The following is a 20,122-nucleotide window of genomic DNA, read 5'->3' on the forward strand; positions in this document are numbered from 1 at the left end:
CCTTTTTGACACCAGTTCACCAGTCTGATTTTGTAACTGGCAACTTGGGTTAGTAGTTGGTTGAATATGGTTGAATCGGAATTGTCTGTACTCGTCCGTCAATGTCTTCAAAGAAGAATTCCTAATATTGAAACTTTAGAAAAATAGATTTCAATTTGGGAGTACGAGCGCAATATTAATCAGGTTTGTGTAGATTGGCGTTTTCGTACAGAAGATGCAAGAGTTAAGCTTTCAAAGATTTATCTAACTCCTCAGAATTTTACCCATCAAAATTAATGGGACAGACCACTAGTACTCTGTAAATTCAACTTTTACGAGTAGAGAAATTCTTCAATTTCTCTTATTTCCTTCTTCCTTCGCGCTCTTCGCGCCTTCTCTACGAGACGCGAAGCGCGAACGCGGTTCGTTCCTTTACCCTTCAAACTTTACTTGACAGACTACTAACTGTAAACAGCCCTTGCAAAACGCTCTGCCAAGTAGATAATGTCTTGTCTACGAGCAATTTGGTTCATCCATTGTTTCGGAATATTTTCCACCCCGTAGTAAATTCCCGCTAACCCACCAGTAACAGCAGCAGTAGTATCGGTATCTCCGCCCAAGTTTACAGCTTTCAACACCGCTTCAGAATAAGACGAACTATTTAACAAACACCACAAAGATGATTCTAAGGTATCAATCACATAGCCACCAGAATTAATTTCTTCCACTGGTATCTTGGCAATCTCACCACTGAAAATTCTGCCAAAATGGGGCTTCTCTAACAAAAATTCTCGGACAGAATAAATTGTTTGGATATCTTGCAGTGCTTGTAAATAAGCTGTTTGGAGGTCAGCCCCTTCCAAGAGCGCCACTGCAATACTAATATAAATGCCACAGGCCATCTGCGATCGCGCATGAGCATGAGTAATCGCTGAAACATCATGCACCCGCGCCAGCAATTCGCTTAAAGTTAAGTTTCTGTGACAATAAGCCATCGGCAAGATTCTCATCAACGAACCATTGCCATTACTATTTTCAACCTTCCCACCCGCCTGATGGGGAACAACTCCCTGTTTCAAGCGCATAATTGCTGTATGGGTAGTTTGACCAATATCAAAGACATCACCACGGGGAGTCCAGTAAGCCTCCTTGTACCAGCGCCAGAAGGAATTGGCTATAGCATCCAACGAATACCCCCTACAAAGGCATTCTGCCAAGCAAAAGCTTAATGAACTATCATCTGACCAAGTTCCTGGTGGTTGATTCCATGTGCCATAACCCTGCATCGTTGTCACTGGAGATTTTACTCGTTCAGCCCGGTTAGTAAACTCCACCGGCACACCCAACGCATCACCGACACATAAACCCATCAAACCAGACAACGTTTTTGTAGCGGTTAGCATTATTCAATCTCCACAATAATTGCTCAAAATTAACTTTATAGATTCCCTTTATAGCTTGTTGCAACGGATGCTACAGCCTACTTTTCATCATCTGTGAAAAGCTCGGCAAAAAATTGTTAACCGGGTATTTTATTTACCATCTACCGACTTAGTTTTAGTTCCAAATATTGTGCCAGTTTTAAAAGCGTCTATTTTTGGAACAAAGAACTCAAATGAAAAGACATTGAATGTAATTATAACTGCTTATTTTTAATTTTTCGGGATAGTTAACCTGGAAAGTTCATGTATTAATAGCAACATTAAGTTAATAAAATCTGGTAAACATTTGGAACATTCTCCCACAATTATCGACTTGGAATATACAAGTAAAAAATCTAAAAATTGGTAAAAAGTATGAAACGCTTACTCAAGTCTTTCATGGCAATTTATGCATTGTCTTCCTTAATAATTGCTCCTCTTGTATCAGCTGGTCAAGCTTCTGCTGAAACAAAAAAAGGTACTGATGCTAGCTATGTTGGTGCTGGTGTTGCAGCTGGTGTTACTAGCGGCGGACAAGGTATCAACGATAATGCTACATTTGGTGGTAATGTTACAGGTCGCGTGAAATTAGGAACTACCCCATTTTCTGCACGCGGTAATGTCCTCTGGAGTGATAAGACAAGTGCTATTATTCCAGAAGTTTCTGTGGATGTACCCATCGCTAATAAAACTAATGCTTATTTAACTGGTGGTTATTCTTTTGTAGAGAAAGATGGCTCACCAACTCCCATAGGTAACAAAGATTCAGTAGTGGTAGGTGCTGGTGTTGAATCGGAAGTTGCTAACAATTTCCTCGTCTATACTAATGCCAAGGTAGGAATTGGTGCTTACCAAAATAGCGATACTCCTGCTGTTAGCATCAATGGCGGTCTTGGCTATCGCTTCAAATAAAAGATTATTGAGTCCTCAGTCGCTCTATACTTTACTTAAGTACTCAGGACTCAGCACTGGCTCAATGCCCTGCTATCGCTAACAAAACTTACTACTCGAAAAAGCTGGTTTTGTTAAGTGTTACATTACTGACAAAGCCGACTTTTGCTGTGGTAAAATTAAACTATTCCTCATTATTCCGGCCGGATTACCGGGGATAAAATAGCCGAAGGGTGCTGATTCGGCGTCTACTAATGCTTTATTGAGAATACTATACAAGTCTAATGGTTAAATCTGCTCCTTCCCCCATCGCTAGCCGTAAGCCTTCCAAACTCGAAGGAATCAAGGAAAATAGTAATTTTTTGCGTGAACCTGTAGCAACTGAGATCCTTCAAGACACTACTCATTTTACCGAAAATGCGGTGCAGCTTTTGAAGTATCACGGTTCTTACCAGCAGGATAACCGCGACAACCGCACCAAGGGACAGGAAAAAGATTACCAGTTTATGCTGCGGACAAAAAATCCAGGTGGCTTAGTACCGCCGCAGCTATATCTGGCTTTAGATAAAATCGCTGATGAGTATGGTAACCACACGTTACGAGCAACTACCCGTCAAGGTTTCCAACTGCACGGTATTTTAAAGAAAAATCTTAAATCAGCGATCGCCACAATTGTCAAGAATCTGGGTACGACTTTGGGAGCTTGCGGCGACATCAACCGCAACGTGATGGCACCACCAGCCCCCTTTAAGAATCGCCCAGAGTATCAGTATGCTTGGGAGTATGCCCAGAATATTGCTGATTTGTTGTCAGCGCAGACAGGCGCTTATTACGAAATTTGGCTAGATGGGGAAAAAGCAATTAGTGCTGAAGAAGACCCTGAAGTGAAGGCAGCGCGACAGCGCAATGGGAATGGCACAATTATTCATAACAACGAAGAACCGATTTATGGCACGCATTACATGCCCCGCAAGTTCAAAATTTGCGTGACAGTCCCAGGGGATAATTCGGTTGATTTGTATTCTCAAGACCTGACGTTGGTAGTAATTACTAATAAGAAGAAACAGCTAGAAGGATTTAATATTTTTGCTGGTGGTGGCTTAGGTAGAACCCACGGTAAAGAAGAAACTTTCGCTAGGTTAGCAGACCCCATCGGTTATGTGGCGAAGGATGACGTTTACGACATAGTGAAAGCGATTGTTGCTACCCAAAGAGATTATGGCGATCGCACGGATCGTCGTCATGCCAGATTAAAATATCTAATCAACGATTGGGGCGTAGATAAATTCCGCACTCAAGTTGAAGAATATTTCGGTAAACCAGTAGAAGCTTTCAAACCACTGCCAGAGTTTAAATATTACGATTTTCTCGGCTGGAATGAACAAGGTGATGGCAAGCTATTCTTAGGAATTTCCATTGACAATGGTCGAATCAAGGATGAAGGTTCGTTTCAACTGAAAACCGCTTTGCGGGAAATTGTTGAGCAGTTCAACTTCTCCATCCGTCTGACAGCCAACCATAACCTGATTTTTTACGATATCGAACCAGATAGCAAGCAAGCTATTCAAGACATTCTCAGCCGTTATGGTGTCGGAGACGACCCTAGTAAAATCGAACCTTTAGTGCGGTATGCAATGGCTTGTCCGGCTTTGCCCACTTGCGGCTTGGCAGTCACAGAATCAGAACGCGCAATACCGGGTATTTTGGAGCGGATTCGCGCTCTGTTGGATAAATTAGGTTTACAAAAAGAACATTTTGTGGTAAGGATGACAGGATGCCCCAATGGTTGCGCTCGTCCGTACCTGGCAGAATTGGGCTTTGTCGGTAGCGCTCCAGAATCTTACCAATTATGGTTAGGGGGTTCGCCAAATCAGACTCGACTGGCACAACCTTACATAGAAAAGCTGCACCATAATGACTTTGAAACCTTCTTAGAGCCGATTTTTGTTTACTTTAAGAAATCTCGGAAATCGAAGGAAAGTTTTGGTGATTTTTGCGATCGCGTTGGTTTTGATGCCATCCGCGAATTTGCTGCTACATACGAACCCCAAACAGCCGATGCTGCAAATAAATCACGCCATCGGGTGAATTTGAAAGAAGAAGTTTATAGCAAGTTGAAGGAAGTAGCAGAAAGTCAAGGTAAGCCGATGACTCAGTTAGTGACTGAAGCCCTAAAGGCTTATTTCGAGAATCTTTCGTAAACCGAAAAATTGAAGATAATGAAATCAAACAGAGACACAGATAAATTCATCTGTGTCTTTATCGTGTAAGTCCTAATACAGTTAGGTAACACATCCACAGGAAGACTGAACTATGGTAACGACAGCAAAATTCGCAGAAACTAGGGATGTGCTGCAAAATATCAGCTGGCAGACATTCAAAGCTATGCTGGCAGATATGGGATCTGAGCGAAATAAAAGGCTAGCTTATGACAACGGAATAGTAGAAATTATCACTCCATTGATGCCACACGAAAATTCAAACCGTCTGATTGAAGGTTTTGTTGTTGTGCTGTGTGAAGAATTTAGTTTAGAAGTTAAAAGCGCTGGCTCGTTGACTATGATGCGGGATGATTTAGAGCAAGGAGCCGAGCCGGACAGTATGTTACTATATCCAAAATGAATTGTTAGTCCGCAACAAAGAAAATATTGACCTGAATACAGACCCACCACCAGATATAGTACTGGAAGTGGAATATTCCAGACCCAAGATAGACAAGTTAACCCTTTATGCTTCAATGGGAGTCCCAGAATTCTGGCGGTATAACGGAAATGTCTTGATAATTTACACCCTTAATAGTGGACAATACTCGCAGAGCGATCGCAGTCCAACTTTTGCGCCTGTACTGGTGACGGAGATTCCCCGATTTATCCAAGAAAGCAAGAAAGTTGGACAAATAGCAGCAACTCGTGCTTTCCGTACCTGGGTTAGACAGCAGATGTCTACAGCAGGGCAATAAGTTATTAAGAAAAATGTCTCAACTGCAACGAATTGCGATCGCACCCTCCCAACTCCAACAAGGGCAAATTTTACTTACCAAAGAACAACAGCATTATCTAGGACGTGTGTTGCGCTTGCGTGAAGGCGATCGCTTTATTGCAATGGATGGTAAGGGAAAATGGTGGTTGGCGCAGCTAGCAGGGGAGCAGGCACAGGTTTTAGAATCGCTTTTGGTAGAAACTGAATTACCTGTATCAATTACGCTGATGGTGGCATTGCCCAAAGGCAATGGATTTGATGAAGTGGTGCGGTGTTGTACAGAGTTGGGAGTAACTTGTATTGCACCAGTATTGAGCGATCGCACTTTGCTTGATCCTAGTTCTCAAAAGCTCGAACGCTGGCGGCGCATCGCTACGGAAGCCGCCGAGCAATCAGAGCGCTCATTCGTGCCGACAATTTTAGAACCTGTTGCTTTTAATACGGGTTTATCATTAGTCATTGGTCATACCCTGCAACAAGGCGAAGCGCCTATGTCATTTACAACCAGTCAGCAATATATCTGTGTAGCACGTGGTGAGTTTCCCCATTTAAAAGATTGCTTACAACACCAAGGACAAATGACAAATGACAGAGGACAAAAAACAATTGTCATTGCTACTGGGCCAGAAGGGGGATGGACAACACAAGAAATCGAGAATGCGATCGCATTTGGATTTCAGCCTGTTTCCCTTGGCCGCCGCATCCTGAGAGCAGTTACAGCCCCAGTAGTAGCATTATCCTTGATTACCGCAGCTTGTGAAGTATAAATGATTTATAGCTCACGCAAAAGAGATTTTGCGCGAGACATCACTCCAGCGTGTATTTAAAGTAAGTGATGATTGAGCAAGTTGCGATCGCCTTTGAGCATAAAGATTATCAAACAGCTGCTAAATTACTAAAACAGCTGCTAGTAGAATCGCCAGAACATCCTTGGGTACAATTTTATCTCGGTCGCCTGCATGAAGTATCTGGAAAGTTCCAGGATGCAGAAAAAGTCTATCGGCAACTGCTGCGAGATACGAGGAATAGTAGAATAGTGACGCTCGCACGTGAAGGTTTGCGACGGCTACAAGAAATCGAACTAGAAGAAAGACGAAGAGCCATTTCTCAAGCAACAGCCGAAGGGAATAACACCGCACTTGGCGTACTAGTTTTAGAGCCACTCAGTAACGAACTCAAAACAGAAGCATCTCGAAAATTCGCCCAGATTATGCAGCTAGACCCTTACACTGCACGGCTGGTACTGCCAAGTCGTGGCTGGAGGTTGTACCGCATTGGCCCAGTGGGAGAAATAAAATTTTATGGCAAACAGTTACAGCAGGCTGGCATTTTTTGCTTTTGGGCAACAATAGCTCAAATTCAACAAATTCAAGTTTATCAAGTCAAATATTTCCAAGAATCTACCCCACAAGCTACTGTTGTTTGCCGTAATGAGACAAATCAACTCGGTTCTCTCACCTTTGACTGGTCAGAAGTCACAGCAAGAGTAGTGGGACTTTTGCCCATTTTTGAACAAGTTGTAGATGTTGATGCCCACCGTAAACTAGAACGGAAAACTCAAACACAAGATTATACCCAGTTTTGTGATTTACACCTACCTGGTAGACGTTGCATTCTCCGATTTAATGACAACGGCTATGAATTTCAGCAAGGTTTAGAAATCATTCCCCAAGCTAGCCAAAATACAATCAGAATTAATTGGAATAGTTTATCAAGTTGGATTGACCAGCAACTACCTCAAGTCAAAATTTGGTCAGATTTCACATGCTTTGCAGATACAACATTAGATCAAACAGAAATGCTGGGCCATCTCAAGTCTCACATTCATTTGTTGCGTAGAGAAAAGACTAATTGGGACTCAGCTTTTCATTTATATAGTGGATTGGTGTTTGTTAAATAATTCGTAATTCGTAATTTACTTATTAAGTAGGCAGGCATAATTAAACATAAAGTAAAGTTTTAGTTTGTAGTGAGCGGTTCATCGCTCAAAACAATAATTATCAGGACTAAAGTCTTTACTACAAACTTTTATTTACTTATGCCGAGCTATTTATCTAGTTTAAGAAGTAAGTTAACAAATAAAATAGGAGTGTTATATCAAATATATGAATTCAGTAAGTACTAAAAACCAACAGCTAGGGGGTTTGTACGTTCAATCCCCTCAAGGAGAGCAGCTAGGTTTTCCGCTCAAGCATACGGAAGTTCTAGCAAAAATTGCAGGTAACTTGTCACGAGTTGAGGTGAGCCAAAGCTTTGAAAATCCCTTTACACAGCCTTTAGAAGCAGTATATATCTTTCCGTTACCTGATGAAGCGGCGGTAGATAATATGGAAATCAAAATAGGCGATCGCAGCATCAAAGGTAATATTAAAAAACGTGAAGAAGCTGTAGCCATCTACGAAAAGGCAAAACAAGAAGGACGTACTGCTGGACTTCTAGAACAGGAACGAGACAACATCTTTACCCAATCTCTGGCTAACATCAAACCTGGTGAACAAATTGATGTCACAATTCGTTACACAGAAAGCTTAAAATTTGAGGAGGGAAACTACGAATTTGTTTTTCCGATGGTTGTAGGGCCAAGATATATTCCAGGAACGCCGATAGATGATAGCGGTGATACAGACAGAGTTCCTGATGCTTCTCGCATTACACCACCTGTAGTCTTAGAAGGAACGCGTAGGCGTAGCCCGTCGCAGACATCGCCCCACAATATTAATGTGAGAGTAGAAATTGATGCAGGTTTACCAATTTCTCAAGTGCGTTCTCCTTCACATCAATTAAAAATTGAACACTCCGGTGAAATCGTGCGGATTCAATTAGCCTCAGAAGATACAATTCCCAACAAAGATTTAATTCTCCGCTATCAAATTTCTGGTAAACAAACTCAATCCACAGTATTAACCCAAGCCGACGATCGCGGCGGACATTTCGCAATATATCTGATTCCAGCTTTAGAATATTCTACTGATGAAATTGTCCCCAAAGATATCGTATTTTTGGTGGATACTTCCGGTTCCCAATCTGGCGATCCTTTATGGAAGTGTCAGGAATTGATGCGACGATTTATCAATGGGTTGAATCCCAACGATACTTTCACAATTATCGATTTTTCCGATAGAGTCAGACAGTTATCACCAACACCTCTGCCGAATACATCAGAAAATCGTGCCCAAGCGATCGCTTACATTAACAATTTACAAGCTGCTGGCAGCACAGAAATGCTTAGTGGCATTCGTGCAGCCATAAATTTCCCCGCACCCACCGGAAGATTACGGAGTGTAGTACTTCTAAGCGATGGCTATATCGGTAACGAAAATGAGATTTTAGCAAAGGTACAACAGCACCTACAACCAGGAAATCGCCTTTACAGTTTTGGTGTTGGTAGTTCAGTTAACCGTTTTTTACTGAATCGCATCGCCGAAATTGGCCGCGGAATATCTAGAATTATTCGTCATGATGAACCCACAGAAGAAGTTGCCGAAAAGTTTTACAGGCAAATTAATAATCCTGTACTCACAAATATTCAAATCTCTTGGCAAGGTGACACAGAATCGCCTGTTATTTACCCAGCCATAGCACCTGATTTATTCAGCGAACAACCATTAGTTTTATTTGGTCGAAAACAAGATGGAGTCAGTGGTAATCTGCAAATATCCGGCATTGCTGCGGGCGGTAAACACTACGAAAAAACGTTTCACCTTATATTTGAGGAAACAGGAAATCTTGCTGTAGCACAGTTATGGGGACGTGCCTGCATCAAAGATTTCATGAATCACATGGTGAGTTTTGAAACGAAAGCTGGTGTAGAAGCAGTCACAGAAACAGCTTTAACTTATCAACTGCTTTCTCAATACACCGCTTTTGTGGCTGTCAGCCATGACGTGCGAGTTGAACCAGGAAGCGAATATGTATCTATGCAAGTGTCAGTGGAAATGCCGGAAGCAGTTAGTTACCAAGGAGTATTTGGCAATGCTTTGGCTGGTGGTTTTGCGCCTAAAATATCACTTTCAAAGCCATCAGCGCCACTCTCAGCAGAAGCTCCAGATTTTCTTTGGCAAAGGCGATCGCCACAATCTCCAGCAGCCAAAGAAGTTGCGATATCTTTGAGCTTTGATTTCGAGGAGACGCAACAGGATGAAATATTAGACACAGGCATCTCTCACCAGTTAGAGGTTATCAGCGTCACTGGCTTAGATAAAACAGGAATTGCTGACCTAAGCCAACACCTTCAACAACTAAACTTTCCTTCAGGCTTTAGTGGTGAAATCGTCTTTGAGTTCACCGTTAACAAAGGTCGGGTAGGAGGGATAGTTTTGGATGAAAAAGCCTCGACTCTAAAAGATGCAGTTGTAGTGGAAAAAATTAAGCGATCGCTCCTGCTTTGGAGAGTTCCCCCATCTACAACTGGTAAACTTGTCTTGATATTGCGTATTCACACTTAACTCATCGGTAGTATAGAGACGCGAAATTTCGCGTCTCTGTGATTTAACCAGGGGTTTTAACCTGACGTGCCATGTCTAAGTAAGCGCTCATATTTGCCCCTGGACGCCGACGGCCATTAGAGCTAGTAGCCGAAGGAGCAAGATATTTAGGCGCAAAGGTAGTTTCTTTTGGCTCCTCTTTCAGGACTTTGGCTGCTGCGGCTTTTGCATTTTTGCCAGGTTCAACTTTAAGACCCTCAGCAGTCTGGACAAGCGTAACATCCGCTGGTTTGGGATTTTTTGCTGATTTTTCCTTAGCCTTACCCTTAGCTGCGGCGGTTTTTCTTCCGTTCAATGAAGCTGGCTTGGATGCTTCTGGTGCTTCTGATGCTTCTGATGCTTCTGATGTTACTGTTGCCGTTACTTTTTTAGCATTCGATACAACTGTTTCTGCTACTGTCTCTGCTACTTTCTTCGCGTTCGATGCTACTTCTTTAGCAGCATCTTTAGCAGCATCTTTGGCTTCGTCCAATTCCAAGAAGTAGCCGTTGCTTTTCTTCTTGCCTGGTAACAGTCCGGTAATGAAACCAAGAATACCCGAAATTAACTTTTTGATAAAATCCATTACAATTACTCCTGCCTTTTACCTTTTATATTTGAAACTCGACCGTAATTGTTAAAAATTACGACAAAATGTTACATTTTCTAGTTTGTGCCACCCCATTGTGGTGACAACCCTTATAGGTTTGTGCTTAATCAACATTTTAGTAAAACCACAGGGCAAATGTTTTTTTTGCAAGCACTTGCGACCTGTATACACCGAGAACTAATTATTAAATTTTACTGTAACTAAGAGCAAGATTCTGAAAGCAGGCTTTACAAAAATTAACATTTCTTTGTTTGAAAATTGCTGATTGAAGAAAACAACCAGTGAGGGGAGTGTCATAGCCTGTTGGCAAATAGCGCTGGCTATAAGTTAAATTTTATACCAACTATCTTTGGGAGCATTTCAGTTTTGCAAAAATGTCTTTTAAAGAATCCGAAAAGCAACAGCTTCAGTTTGTAAAGCAGTATATATAGCAACAGCCTTGGTGATTAGGACATCAACAGATGATAAAACTTAGACACAAAAAGACTTTCACCCAGTCCCCAGTCCCCAGTCCCCAGTTCCCAGTCCCTTGCTATACCTACAAAAGTGAAATACACCCCAAAATTGAGCCAGATTTTGTAAATGAACATTGAAAATCAACAACGCAATCCCGTTTTGTTAATACATGGGATTGACGACACAGAGGCAGTTTTCCATAAAATGGCGGCTCAGTTAAGACTACAGGGTTGGTCTGTATATTCCCTGGATCTCGTACCTAATAATGGTAATGTGGGTCTTGATGAGTTGGCAAAGCAAGTAGCAGATTATGTTGCAGCCACCTTTGCACCAGAACAACGCCTGGATTTGGTAGGCTTCAGCATGGGAGGAATTGTTAGCCGTTACTATGTCCAGCGACTGGGAGGAATTAACCGCGTTGAGCGGTTTATCACAATCTCTTCGCCCCATCATGGAACTGTGGTTGCTTATGGTTCCTGGCGTCCTGGTTGTGTACAAATGCGCCCCGACAGCGTTTTTCTCAAGGATTTAAATTCTGATGCTGTAATGTTGGGGCAGCTAAATTTTACATCTATCTGGACACCTTATGATTTGATGATTGTCCCAGCGAATAGTTCACAAATGTCCGTAGGAAGCGAAGTCATAGTACCAGTTGCTTTACACCCTTGGATGCTGACAGACCCCAGGAGTTTAGCAGTAGTTAAAGCAGCTTTAGCAGAGCCTATTAGGCTACCCTTACTGAATAAAAAATCCAGTCAGTAGCTAGAATTCTTGCCATGCTGCATTTATTCATCTTTAATTATGTTAGTGCAGCGTAAAGCCTTCTCTTCTCCCTTGGCGCTAGCCTCTCCCTTTGGGATTCGGGGAGACGCACTCGCGTTCGAGACGCTGCGCGTAGCTTGCTTCCACGAAGTGGTACGGCATAGCAACGCTATGAGCAAGTCCGCGTTCGCGTAGCGTCTCGTAGAGAGGGTGATTACGAATTATAAATTACAAATTACGAATTTCTTAAGTCCTATCCCCAATTTGCGTATGTTCGTAACTCCCAAAAATCGCCTCTGGGTGACGATAACACTTGAACTCCATGAGGTTATAAAAGGGATCTTCTAAAAAGAAAGTGCGATGCTCAAGAGGAGAACCAACAAAGCGATTTTTGGTTTCCTCACGAAAAAGTAGCTGTTGTTGTTGTGCCCTTTTTAGTAAGTCTTGCCAGTCACGTTCTTGGGTAAAAATTAGCCCAAAGTGTCTAGGATATATACTATGTTGCGGTGTCAAGGGTTCTTTGGTGACGTGAGCCACTAATTGATGGCCGTAGAGATTAAGAATTAGGGCGTGATGGTTTTCACGACCAGGAATGCAGCCCAAGCCATCCACGTAATATGCTTTTGTTTGGGCAATGTCAGTTACAGGGAAAGCAAGATGGAATAAAGTTTGGCTCATAGCTTATCTAAAAAAGACTAGTAGTTGATGCTATCTACAATTTATGCTGTTAAATCTTGATTGTGGTCAACTTGAACACAGTTTTAATTGACATTAACTTATATACTTTATCCTTATGACTAAGATTGGGTATTGAGTACCACTTCAGCTGCTGCACCCTGCGGTTGTGGACTTCGCCCTGCATCTACATAATTTACACTTAATTATTTAGTCTTGTGCAGCTATAGTAATTTAGATTTGCATGGGTACAGGCTGAGGAACGTAAATTTAATAACTTACAACTTTCGTAAGGTGTTTGGTAATTTAATCCATTCTAGAAATTGCTTTGAGTATGTTACGCACTCGAAGAGTCCACTCAACTAAACAGAAGTTTTGCATTTTGTTTAATCCACGTTCTTTAGTCAATATTGCAGTGTATATCTAAGAGATTGTTTGTTGTTTAACACTCAGCTTTCAGGGTGATATCTACGGAATTTAGTTAATAATACAAATATATTACTTGAACTGCGGAGGTGTCATAAATTAAGCATTAGTACAGCACGGCGTAAATAAACCACTCATTCAAAATCAACGAAACTCTTACGTTGTATACCTGTTTGACTTTTGACTTTTGAGAGCCAGTTGCTTCAAGGCTCTTAACCCGCGCAACGCACTGTCTCCTTTTGACTTCTGCCTTGCGGTACTAAGGGTAACAAATTAGTTATTCTGTTGATATTCAGACAAAATTACTCATTGATTAATTGCTGATGTCATCCTTAATTGATTCTGTTAATCCCTGGTTGGTGGCGGTAGGATTAAATACAATTCTATTGGGTTTAGCTTGGATTGCTCCGAAAAAGCTGCTTACCCCTGCTGGATTATTCCATGCCTGGTTTCTGGCTATCTTAATTTGGGTAACTTTGGGCTGGCAAGGATATGCAGTAGTAATGTTCTATTTTCTCGTTGGTTCTGGGGTTACCCGCATCGGAATGGCGCAGAAGGAGGCTGAAGGAATTGCCGAAAAGCGTTCTGGGGCAAGAGGCCCAGAAAATGTTTGGGGTTCGGCTTTGACTGGGGCGCTGTGTGCTTTGGGAGTAGGGATAATAAATTCGGGATTTATTGTACCTAGTCCGCAATTTTTAGTCCCCAATACTTCGGCTTCGCTCAGTACAAGTCCCCAGTCCCTATTATTGTTAGCCTATGTAGCGAGTTTCAGTACCAAGCTGGCTGACACCACTGCTAGTGAAGTCGGTAAGGCGTATGGTAAAAGCACCTTTCTAATTACCACACTCCAACCAGTGCCTCGCGGTACAGAAGGAGCGGTAAGCTTGGAAGGGACTTTAGCTGGGATTGTGGCTTCTGTAGCGATCGCATTTGTTGGTTGGGGAGTTGGTTTAATTAATCTATTAGGAGTAACTTGGTGTGTACTGGCAGCATTTATTGCCACGAACTTAGAAAGTGTGATTGGGGCAACATTGCAATCTAAGTATACCTGGCTAACCAATGAGATAGTAAATATTTTGAATACATTAATCGGTGCGATCGCGGCTGTGCTACTCGCCTGGACATGGATAAGTATAATTTACTAGGCAGGTGAGAATAAAGGATTACTTGTTAAGGTTCTGCCCTCAGTTGCTACAATTTGGGCCACATGAGCAACGCAGTGCATCAAGTTTTAGCAACTGGCAAGAAACAATTCTTAATATGTTTTAGTTTATTTTCGCTTATCTAACCTAATCATCATTCATTTTTCCAGAACGATTAGCTTGTAGTAAGCGGCTCCAGCCCTGCTTTTATCCAACTTAAATACTCATTAGCTGATCTAGCTGATTACTTCTCTGAATTTATAAAGATTTGGTTACACAACTTGTTTTGCCTTCTAACTGATATTTTAAATCCTGTTCTGTCCCCGCTAGTCCGTAAAAGTAATTATGGGAAATTATTTTATTTACTAGTTATATAATTTTTTGACCATTTAGATGTAATTAGTTAATAAAATTTTTATCATATTTAATCGTCAATGACCAAATGCTTTTTATATGATTTAATTTAAAAGTCTTATAAGTTCTTAATCATTTTCACATAGTTAGTTCATGGAATCTTTACCATTTTTGACAATCAATGACAAAATAATTTCTATTGAGTCAGCAGTAAAGTACCTGCAAGCCTCTGGGAAATTGGGACAGTTCATTGGTGATATTCTCCGTCAGTACGTAATTGAAGAAGAAATCCGAACACGAGACGATATTGAGATTGGTACAGCAATAACTGAACAGGCAATTATTGACTTTAGGTTGAAAAACCAACTGATTGACCCCCAAAGTTTTCAAGAATGGTTAAAGGTCAACAACACAGATTACGCTAGCTTTCACACATCGGTGGCTTTTGGTTACAAGTTAGAAAAGCTAAAAGCTGTAGTGGCGGAAGAAAAAGTCCCAGAATATTTTATTGAACGCAAAATTTTTTTGGATCGGGTGGTACTTTCTCGGATCGTTGTTGATAATCGAGAATTGGCAGACGAACTACAAACCCAAATTGAAGAAGGAGGTAGTTTTGAGCAACTAGCTAAGGAGTATTCCCTTTCGGATGACCGAATTGTGAACGGGATGATGGGAATAGTCAGCCGAGGAACTATGCCGGATATATTACGGGCAGCTATTGATGTGGCCAGTCCTGGACAATTGATAGGACCAATAGAAATCGTTGGCAAAGACTCTCCCCAAGGAGAAGGACCTTACGGTTTGTTTCGAGTAGAACAATTTCTGCCAGCGTCTTTAGAAGATACTCAACTAAAGCAAGCACTACAAAATGAGTTGTTTGAGAAATGGCTAGCAGAGAAAATTCAAAAACTGACAGTCAAATTACAAGTGAGTTAAATATTCTGGATAATGAATCTTTACGATTAAAAGTGCTAGCTTCTTTGCCTTGGAATCAGCCACCGTTATGCTGGCTGACTCCCGAACAACAATCCCGATTGGAAAAGGAGTCCCAAACTCGTCAGTATCGTCTTGGAGAGAAAATCTGGTCAAACGATGTCGGCGGTTACCAATTCTTAATTGTGGCTGGGAAAGTCCGCTTACGAGAAGACAGTCGCTACAAATCGGCAAAGCCGCCCAACGCGGTGTCTCAAGAGGGCGTTGGCAAACCCTTAGCAGCCCTAGATGTAGGGGATTGGTTCGGTGACTTACAAAAGCTGTCTGCGGATTTTAAAGCTGTAGCTGCTAGTAAAGAAGTAGTAGTAGTGTGTTGGCATACAGCCCTGTGGGCAGAATTTTCTAATCCACAAATTCAGGAATTCTGGCAAGTGTTACCAGTGGACATGGAAAAAGAGAGAGACACATTTTCTTTTTCTTCCACTCCTTCACTAGCGCCAGTCTCAGAGGGAACTTCTAGCCCTCACAGCCTTCAACCCCAAAGAGGACTCCCAGCCGCCAATCAGATCATCTCAAGTTATCCCTTTGTTGCTAGCTGGAACACTGCTGCTGCTTGTTTAACAATGGTGGCGCAACAGTTAGAAAATTCTGTGCAACTGGAATGGGTGCAGCGCCAACTCAGAGGACAACGCCCAAAACAGGTTGTGGAAGCAGCAGAAAAGTTAGGGTTAGTGTTGCGGCGGTTACAAGTGAGTTGGGGTGAGTTACGACAGTTGTCATTTCCAGCTTTACTACTGTGGAATTCTGATTCACCCCAGAGTCCATCCTGGGTGGTGGCTTATGGAGTTAAAGGCGATCGCCTGATTATCGCTAACCCTCTAAATCCCGATCGCATTTGTGAAAGCTTGTCTGAGTCGATAGTTGAAGCATCTTGGGATGGGCGATTGTGGCAAGTAGAACTCATATCCCAGCAAGAAAAATTTAACCTCAGTTGGTTCACCCCAGCAGTTTGGAAGTATAAGGGATTGCTTACTGAAGTATTGTTAGCATCTTTTACCTTGCAGCTTTTGGGGTTAACAACACCACTAATTACGCAAGTCGTCATTGATAAAGTGATGGTGCAGGAGAGTTTGCCGACTCTCGATGTGATGGCGATCGCACTTTTTTGCGTAGCCATATTTGAGTCCATACTTGGCATTCTGCGCCTATTCATTTTTACCCATACAGCTCGTCGTCTGGATTTGAGTTTATCTGCACAGCTATTTCGCCATCTAATGCGTCTGCCTTTGGCTTATTTTGAGTCGCGGCGCGTCGGCGACACAGTAGCACGAGTCCAGGAACTCGAACAAATTCGTCAGTTTCTCACAGGTACAGCATTAACTGTGATTTTGGATAGCATCTTTGCTGTGGTCTACCTAGCATTGATGTTTTATTATAATATCCCACTCACCTTTGTCGCCTTAGCAGTACTGCCGCTATTTGCGACTTTAACGATAGTTGCAACACCAATTCTGCGTAACTGGCTCAACGAAACCTTTAACCGGAATGCCGATAGTCAATCGTTTTTAGTAGAGACAATCACCGGAATTCACTCCGTTAAAGCCCATGCAGCAGAATCAGTAGCCCGCGATCGCTGGGAAGGCTTATTTGCTCGCTTCATTCGCACAGGTTTTAAAGCCTCTACTACCTCTAATATCAGCAGCAACATCGGTGACTTTCTTACCAATTTTTCCACCCTGCTGATTCTCTGGTTTGGCGCTAAGTTAGTCATCGAACAAAAGCTCACAGTCGGACAGCTTGTTGCCTTTCAAATGCTGTCTAGTAGAGTCACAGGCCCACTTTTGCGCTTAGTACAGTTGTGGCAAACCCTCCAACAAGTGCTACTTTCTGTAGATCGCATTGGTGATATTCTCAACGTCTCCCCAGAAGCTGAACTGGGAACTGGTCTAGTTTTACCACCTCTGAAAGGACAAGTCACCTTTGAGCAAGTCTTTTTCCGCTACCGGCCGAACTTTGAAGCAATTCTGCGGGGAATCTCTTTCAATGCCGAACCAGGGCAATTTGTTGGCATTGTCGGACGTAGCGGTTCTGGTAAAAGTACCCTGTCTAAGCTATTGCAACGCCTCTATCAAATTGAATCAGGACGCATCCTCATTGATGGTTTTGATATAAAAAGTGCCGATTTAGCCTCACTGCGGCAACAAATTAGTGTAGTTCTCCAAGAAGACTTTTTATTCAACGGTTCTATTTTGGAAAATATCACTCTCGGTAGTCCCGACATTACCGCAGAGCAAGTAGTAGAAGCGGCAAGATTAGCAGTAGCTCACGATTTCATCAGTCAATTACCCTACGGTTACGAAACCAATGTTGGCGAACGCGGTACAGCTTTATCTGGTGGACAGAGACAACGTATTGCCCTCGCAAGGCTATTTCTTTCTCAAGCGCCGATTTTAGTTTTGGATGAAGCTACCAGCGCTTTGGATAGTGAAACTGAACAACAAGTACTGCAAAACTTGCAAAAAGTTTCTGCTAATCGTACTGTGTTCTTGATTGCTCACCGTTTTGCTCCCCTCAAACGTGCTGATTTGATTTTGGTATTGGAGCAAGGCGTGATTGCTGAACGTGGTACTCACTCACAATTGTTGCAACAAAAGGGTTTGTATTGGTCATTATATCAACGGCAGCAAGCAAACATTTAACTAACTCAAAGTTTGTGGCTGCATAAAAGATAAACGTTTGGAAAGCGGCTTAAGGACAGCCTTTGGTGAATGGAGCTATGCTCCATTCGCCATTTTAATTTTGATAATTTTAATAATTACCCTCGCTTGCAATACGGTTCGGTTAGCTTGTTACCCTGCGAAGATCCCCGCAACCCCCCGATCAATTGGGGGGCTAATTTCCTCCTTTACCCCCAATTTATCGGGAGTCGCCACAGGCAGGGGGATCTTATCCGAACCGTATTGGCCTCGTGGTGTAAATACTTTTATAAGCAGCGATCGCAGTAGTTTTAAGAGTAGTAACTGTCATAACATCTTCTTCTCATTGCGCTAGTCTCCATTAATACACTTCAAAGTTTTAAGATTCACCTAATGAATTTATTCTTAATAAAAACTACATTTGTCAGAATGTTTTTTGGTAATAGAATTAGCATTTTCTTCTAAAATTTCATAGTAATTATTGACAATGAGGCTTATTCATACATGGAAATCTTCTTAATCTAAAGATTTTCAAGCTTCAAACTGTCAAAAACTGATTGCTATCTTTGAGAAAAAAATACTTATGCTCATTGATGATGTTAACAACAATGTGTTGTCAAATAAACAGCTAAATGTCACTTCAATCTTCTCATTAGATAGCTTTAAGACGAAAGATGACCAGAGCCTCAACTTCAGCAGACCTAGTAGCTATAACTCAGCCGATGCTGATGTGCAGTTGCTAAATAATGGTGAATCCGAAAATAGCAGTAACGCTACTACTAATGCTTTTAGCGCTCAAAATTATAACTCCACCAATGGCTATGGCTTGATTAATGGAGCAGCAGCAGTGGCTAGAGCTATTGGTAAGAATACCTTTGCTGATGTTCCTAATCTTGGTGGCAATAATTGGGGAGCAGACCTGGTTAAAGCACCGGAAGTCTGGGCAAAGGGATACACAGGTAAAGGCGTTGTTGTTGCTGTTGTAGATACTGGGGTTGACTATAACCACGAGGATTTAAGAAATAATATCTGGACGAATACCAAGGAAATTGCAGGTAACGGTATAGATGATGATGGCAATGGCTATATTGATGATAATTACGGCTGGAACTTCTCTGATCAAAACAACAACACCCTAGATAACAACGGTCATGGGACTCATGTTTCCGGCACGATCGCAGGAGAAAATAATAACTACGGTGTCACTGGTATTGCTTATGATGCCAAAATTATGCCCGTCAAAGTTTTGAATGAATCTGGCTCTGGTTCCTATAATTCCATATCTAAAGGTATTCGCTACGCTGTGGATAATGGAGCTAATGTGATTAACCTCAGTTTAGGAGGCACATCTTCCAATCGTACTTTAGAGTCAGCCATTGATTATGCCAGCAGCAAAGGAGTAATTGTCGTCATGGCAGCAGGTAATAATGGTGACTCATCACCGGAGTATCCCGCCCGCTATGCATACAAGTCGGGAATTGCCGTTGGGGCTGTGGATAAGAATAATAATATGCCCGACTTTTCTAACCGTTCTGGAACGAATGAAATCGCTTACGTCACAGCCCCAGGAGTTAAAGTCTATTCATCAGTTCCGAATAATCAATATGCCACTTATAGCGGCACTTCTATGGCTGCTCCCCATGTTGCTGGTATAGTTGCCCTGATGCTTAGTGCTAACCCCAACTTGACTGATGCCCAAGTCCGTCAGATTGTCACAGAAACCGCAGGAAATAGTACACAAAGTACAAACTCTAGTTCAAATATTTCTAATGTCAGTTCTGTGGCAAGTCAGGCGATGTCTACAACGGCCTACACCGGAGCAGACACAGCAGAAAACAGTTCACAAACTAGAATCTCTAGTTTCTCTAATTTTAATATTTCCAATGTTAGTTCTCTGGCAAGGCAGGTGATTTCTGGCAACAACTTGCTACCTATAAACACACAAACCGTAAATTATCTCACATCACAGACAATTTATAGTTTTAATAATTCTAATTTTGGTTCTCTAAAAGGTCAGGCGATTACAAAAACAGCAGAATATCTCACACCAGAGACTATTGCTAGTTTTAAGAGTTATGATATCGGTTCTTTAATAGGTCAGCCGATGTATACGACGGGCTACGTTTACACAGAAACAGCAAAATATCTGATACCAGCCGAAGCTAATAACGAATTAGCCAATCCAGAATTATGGTTGCAATTCCAAAGCTATGATAATCTTCTGGGCATCATCAATGCAGATAGCAATAATGAAGATTAGAATAGGGATATCCAAGAAATAAATTATCTAATCTTGTGGGGTGAAGACGGCAAGTTCAATTAGTAAGAGATAGTG

At 41.9% G+C, this 20,122-nt stretch carries 13 protein-coding genes and 2 pseudogenes; 12 read left to right on the plus strand and 3 right to left on the minus strand.

From position 1 onward, the window contains the following. Window positions 1-54: 54 nt before the first annotated feature. Window positions 55-276: pseudogene (locus tag ACFFAP_RS08255) on the plus strand (IS630 family transposase); the annotation flags it as partial. A 164-nt stretch (window positions 277-440) separates the two neighbouring features. Here the strand turns inward: ACFFAP_RS08255 and ACFFAP_RS08260 are convergent. After that, window positions 441-1,382, minus strand: coding sequence for an ADP-ribosylglycohydrolase family protein (locus ACFFAP_RS08260; RefSeq protein ID WP_375510768.1), 942 nt, complete (start codon window positions 1,380-1,382; stop codon window positions 441-443). 393 nt (window positions 1,383-1,775) lie between these two features. Between ACFFAP_RS08260 and ACFFAP_RS08265 the strand changes: the two genes are divergently transcribed. The 6 genes and pseudogenes from ACFFAP_RS08265 to ACFFAP_RS08290 all read left to right on the plus strand — a co-directional run bounded on the left by ACFFAP_RS08265 (window position 1,776) and on the right by ACFFAP_RS08290 (window position 9,715). Then, window positions 1,776-2,312, plus strand: coding sequence for a hypothetical protein (locus ACFFAP_RS08265; protein ID WP_375510769.1), 537 nt, complete (start codon window positions 1,776-1,778; stop codon window positions 2,310-2,312). Window positions 2,313-2,575: 263 nt separating this feature from the next. Beyond that, the gene (gene sir / locus ACFFAP_RS08270) at window positions 2,576-4,492 is read left to right on the plus strand and encodes a sulfite reductase, ferredoxin dependent (RefSeq protein ID WP_375510770.1); all 1,917 of its coding nucleotides are present in this window, start codon (window positions 2,576-2,578) and stop codon (window positions 4,490-4,492) included. Between the two features lie 112 nt (window positions 4,493-4,604). Beyond that, window positions 4,605-5,250: pseudogene (locus ACFFAP_RS08275) on the plus strand (Uma2 family endonuclease). 13 nt (window positions 5,251-5,263) lie between these two features. Further along, the gene (locus ACFFAP_RS08280) at window positions 5,264-6,037 is read left to right on the plus strand and encodes a 16S rRNA (uracil(1498)-N(3))-methyltransferase (RefSeq protein ID WP_375510771.1); all 774 of its coding nucleotides are present in this window, start codon (window positions 5,264-5,266) and stop codon (window positions 6,035-6,037) included. Window positions 6,038-6,105: 68 nt separating this feature from the next. Further along, window positions 6,106-7,170, plus strand: a complete 1,065-nt coding sequence (locus ACFFAP_RS08285) for a tol-pal system YbgF family protein (RefSeq protein ID WP_375510772.1) — start codon at window positions 6,106-6,108, stop codon at window positions 7,168-7,170. Window positions 7,171-7,375: 205 nt separating this feature from the next. After that, window positions 7,376-9,715, plus strand: coding sequence for a VIT domain-containing protein (locus tag ACFFAP_RS08290; protein ID WP_375510773.1), 2,340 nt, complete (start codon window positions 7,376-7,378; stop codon window positions 9,713-9,715). Window positions 9,716-9,758: 43 nt separating this feature from the next. Here the strand turns inward: ACFFAP_RS08290 and ACFFAP_RS08295 are convergent, their stop codons facing one another. Continuing rightward, window positions 9,759-10,319, minus strand: coding sequence for a hypothetical protein (locus ACFFAP_RS08295; RefSeq protein WP_375510774.1), 561 nt, complete (start codon window positions 10,317-10,319; stop codon window positions 9,759-9,761). Window positions 10,320-10,925: 606 nt separating this feature from the next. Between ACFFAP_RS08295 and ACFFAP_RS08300 the strand changes: the two genes are divergently transcribed. Beyond that, the gene (locus tag ACFFAP_RS08300; protein ID WP_375510775.1) at window positions 10,926-11,561 is read left to right on the plus strand and encodes an esterase/lipase family protein; all 636 of its coding nucleotides are present in this window, start codon (window positions 10,926-10,928) and stop codon (window positions 11,559-11,561) included. A 246-nt stretch (window positions 11,562-11,807) separates the two neighbouring features. On the opposite strand, the gene ACFFAP_RS08305 is transcribed toward ACFFAP_RS08300, so the two are convergent. After that, on the minus strand, window positions 11,808-12,239 hold the full coding sequence (locus tag ACFFAP_RS08305; RefSeq protein ID WP_375510776.1) for a VOC family protein: 432 nt from the start codon (window positions 12,237-12,239) through the stop codon (window positions 11,808-11,810). Window positions 12,240-12,985: 746 nt separating this feature from the next. Here ACFFAP_RS08305 and ACFFAP_RS08310 point away from each other — a divergent pair. From ACFFAP_RS08310 to ACFFAP_RS08325, 4 genes are all read left to right on the plus strand, one after another. Continuing rightward, entirely contained in the window at window positions 12,986-13,807 is an 822-nt protein-coding gene (locus ACFFAP_RS08310; protein WP_375510777.1) for a TIGR00297 family protein, read from the plus strand. Between the two features lie 504 nt (window positions 13,808-14,311). Then, window positions 14,312-15,094, plus strand: coding sequence for a peptidylprolyl isomerase (locus ACFFAP_RS08315; RefSeq protein WP_375510778.1), 783 nt, complete (start codon window positions 14,312-14,314; stop codon window positions 15,092-15,094). Continuing rightward, on the plus strand, window positions 15,043-17,790 hold the full coding sequence (locus ACFFAP_RS08320; RefSeq protein ID WP_375510779.1) for a type I secretion system permease/ATPase: 2,748 nt from the start codon (window positions 15,043-15,045) through the stop codon (window positions 17,788-17,790). Before ACFFAP_RS08315 ends, ACFFAP_RS08320 begins: the two co-directional genes overlap by 52 nt. Window positions 17,791-18,370: 580 nt before the next feature. Next, window positions 18,371-20,047 carry a S8 family peptidase gene (locus ACFFAP_RS08325; RefSeq protein WP_375510780.1) on the plus strand — a complete coding sequence of 559 codons (1,677 nt, stop codon included), beginning with the start codon at window positions 18,371-18,373 and terminating at the stop codon, window positions 20,045-20,047. Window positions 20,048-20,122: the final 75 nt, after the last annotated feature.

The organism is uncultured Nostoc sp. (assembly GCF_964245575.1).
In the GTDB taxonomy this organism is placed as follows: Bacteria; Cyanobacteriota; Cyanobacteriia; order Cyanobacteriales; family Nostocaceae; genus Nostoc.

Excerpts from the sequence above, each read along its gene's own strand:
- ACFFAP_RS08320 (WP_375510779.1), top strand. The coding sequence starts at position 15,043 with ATGGCTAGCAGAGAAAATTCAAAAACTGACAGTCAAATTACAAGTGAG.
- ACFFAP_RS08325 (WP_375510780.1), top strand. The coding sequence starts at position 18,371 with ATGCTCATTGATGATGTTAACAACAATGTGTTGTCAAATAAACAGCTA.
- ACFFAP_RS08265 (WP_375510769.1), top strand. The coding sequence starts at position 1,776 with ATGAAACGCTTACTCAAGTCTTTCATGGCAATTTATGCATTGTCTTCC.
- ACFFAP_RS08280 (WP_375510771.1), top strand. The coding sequence starts at position 5,264 with ATGTCTCAACTGCAACGAATTGCGATCGCACCCTCCCAACTCCAACAA.
- ACFFAP_RS08260 (WP_375510768.1), bottom strand. The coding sequence starts at position 1,382 with ATGCTAACCGCTACAAAAACGTTGTCTGGTTTGATGGGTTTATGTGTC.
- ACFFAP_RS08305 (WP_375510776.1), bottom strand. The coding sequence starts at position 12,239 with ATGAGCCAAACTTTATTCCATCTTGCTTTCCCTGTAACTGACATTGCC.
- ACFFAP_RS08300 (WP_375510775.1), top strand. The coding sequence starts at position 10,926 with ATGAACATTGAAAATCAACAACGCAATCCCGTTTTGTTAATACATGGG.
- ACFFAP_RS08290 (WP_375510773.1), top strand. The coding sequence starts at position 7,376 with ATGAATTCAGTAAGTACTAAAAACCAACAGCTAGGGGGTTTGTACGTT.
- ACFFAP_RS08310 (WP_375510777.1), top strand. The coding sequence starts at position 12,986 with ATGTCATCCTTAATTGATTCTGTTAATCCCTGGTTGGTGGCGGTAGGA.
- ACFFAP_RS08315 (WP_375510778.1), top strand. The coding sequence starts at position 14,312 with ATGGAATCTTTACCATTTTTGACAATCAATGACAAAATAATTTCTATT.
- ACFFAP_RS08295 (WP_375510774.1), bottom strand. The coding sequence starts at position 10,319 with ATGGATTTTATCAAAAAGTTAATTTCGGGTATTCTTGGTTTCATTACC.
- sir (WP_375510770.1), top strand. The coding sequence starts at position 2,576 with ATGGTTAAATCTGCTCCTTCCCCCATCGCTAGCCGTAAGCCTTCCAAA.
- ACFFAP_RS08285 (WP_375510772.1), top strand. The coding sequence starts at position 6,106 with ATGATTGAGCAAGTTGCGATCGCCTTTGAGCATAAAGATTATCAAACA.